We start from the raw sequence: 1642 nt of genomic DNA, 5'->3' as shown, positions 1-1642 counted from the left end.
GGACTCGGCGGCGGCGCGGGTGGCGGCGACCAGGTCGATGTGGGCGGTGCCCCAGCCCATGGCGGTGTTGGTGCCGATGGTGAGCGCGCATCCGGCCTGGCAGGGCGGCGAGGTGTGGATCAGGTCGTACTCGGCCCCGTGGGCGCGGATGTACTCGACGGCGTCGCCCTGGACGAACCGGTACGGGTAGTTGGGGCGGGGGCGGATGTCGATGCCGGTGACGTCGAACCCGGCCAGGTGGTAGCCGGTTCCGGCTCCGCCCGCGCAGCAGAACGCGTCCAGGACTCGCGGCCGTCGGCCGGCGGTGGTGACGGGAATGACGGAAGTGACGCTCATTCGGTGTCTCCTGGCGTGGTCTCAGGCCGCGCGGCGGGCGGCGAGCTGGACGACCGGCGCGAGGCGCTGGACCGGAGCGAGCTGAACGGGCTGCGGGAGGGGTTCGCCGCCGTTGGGCGGGACCGGGGTGCCGGTCTCCTGGTCGGTTTGGGCGCGTTCGTGGGCGGAGAGGTCGAGGACGGCGTTGACGCGGGCGGAGTCGGCGCGGGAGGCGCGCTGGGAGGCGAGGTGGGGGATGAGGGCGAGGGTGCCGGGGCCGAAGAGGGCGGCGGCGGTGACCAGGTCGCTGGTGTTCATCGGGTTCCTCCGGTGCGGGCGGCGTGGGCGATCAGGTCGAGGACGCTGGTGCCGAGCTGGGCGGTGCGGTGCTGGATGGCCTGCCAGGAGTCGGGGTCGATGTTCATGAGCGCGGCGAGGGAGGCGGCGGGGTCGCCGGTCGCGGCGGCGGTGAGGGCGTCGCGCAGGTGGGCGGCGGCGAGCGGCCGGATCCCGGCCGCAGCGGCGGTGGGGGTCATGCGCGGACCTTGGCGATGGCGTCGGTCAGGGCGTGGATGAGGTTGTTGATCGGCCCGGCGACGCCGGTGGAGGCGAGCAGGAAGCCGAACAGGACGGCGACGATCGCGGAGCCGTAGCCGAGGGACTTGGCCTTCAGCAGGAGGCCGAGGACGATGCCGAACAGCACGACGAGCGAGACGGTCAGGGCCATGACACGGCCTTTCGTTCGACGGCCCGGGGGCCGGAGCGGGACGTGCGGGGGTGGGGTTCAGCGGGTGCCGTTGCGCCAGGTGCGGTGGGCGGCGTTGAACAGGTGGCGGCCGATGCGGATCCGCTTTCCGGCGCCCTTGCAGCGGCGGCAGGTCCTGCCGCGCTTGGGGTTGCCGTGGCGGTCGTTCTTGAGGGCGAAGCCGAGGCCGGCGCACTTGCGGCAGTTCCCGAACGGGCTGGCCGCACACAGCGCGCCGTAACCGGCGGTGACGAGAAGGGCGGTGGCTATCGCGGGGAGCAGGAGGGGTGTCACAGTGGCCTCCAGAGCGGTTTCGGGGCTCTCAGCAGGGGCTTTGCTAGACGCTAGGGGCCTGATCAGGGGTGTTTTTGGTCGCTAGCGGGGTCGCTAGGTCTAGCGAGGGTGCTTGCTAGACCTAGCGACGGTTTCGGCGGTCAGGCGGCGCGCTTCTTGTCACGTTCCGTAATCGCCTTGGTGAGGTCGGCGCGGTCGATGCCGCGCCGGTTCGCGCCCTTGCCGCCCTCGGGGGCGGTGCCCCAGACCTGCCCGGTGGTGATGCCGTAGGGCTTGAGTGCGGAGGCG

5 protein-coding genes are annotated in these 1642 nt (G+C 72.5%); all 5 read right to left on the bottom strand.

Annotation, left to right across the window (positions count from 1 at the left end; all coding sequences use genetic code 11):
* The coding region (locus tag IEZ12_RS39065; protein WP_505744219.1) for a class I SAM-dependent methyltransferase at positions 1-336 on the bottom strand (336 nt) is incomplete at its 3' end.
* 21 nt (positions 337-357) lie between these two features.
* Positions 358-633, bottom strand: a complete 276-nt coding sequence (locus IEZ12_RS25440; RefSeq protein ID WP_189275039.1) for a hypothetical protein — start codon at positions 631-633, stop codon at positions 358-360.
* Complete coding sequence (locus tag IEZ12_RS25435) at positions 630-851, bottom strand: hypothetical protein (RefSeq protein ID WP_189275037.1); 222 nt, start codon at positions 849-851, stop codon at positions 630-632. The genes IEZ12_RS25440 and IEZ12_RS25435 overlap by 4 nt, the downstream gene beginning before the upstream one ends.
* A complete protein-coding gene (locus IEZ12_RS25430) occupies positions 848-1042 on the bottom strand; it encodes a hypothetical protein (RefSeq protein ID WP_043913788.1) in 195 nt (64 codons plus the stop codon). The genes IEZ12_RS25435 and IEZ12_RS25430 overlap by 4 nt, the downstream gene beginning before the upstream one ends.
* Positions 1043-1099: 57 nt before the next feature.
* Complete coding sequence (locus IEZ12_RS25425) at positions 1100-1354, bottom strand: hypothetical protein (RefSeq protein ID WP_189275035.1); 255 nt, start codon at positions 1352-1354, stop codon at positions 1100-1102.
* Between the last annotated feature and the right edge of the window lie 288 nt (positions 1355-1642).

The organism is Kitasatospora griseola, from assembly GCF_014648555.1.
Classification (GTDB): domain Bacteria; phylum Actinomycetota; class Actinomycetes; order Streptomycetales; family Streptomycetaceae; genus Kitasatospora; species Kitasatospora griseola.
This window is presented reverse-complemented; position numbering and strand designations above follow the sequence as displayed.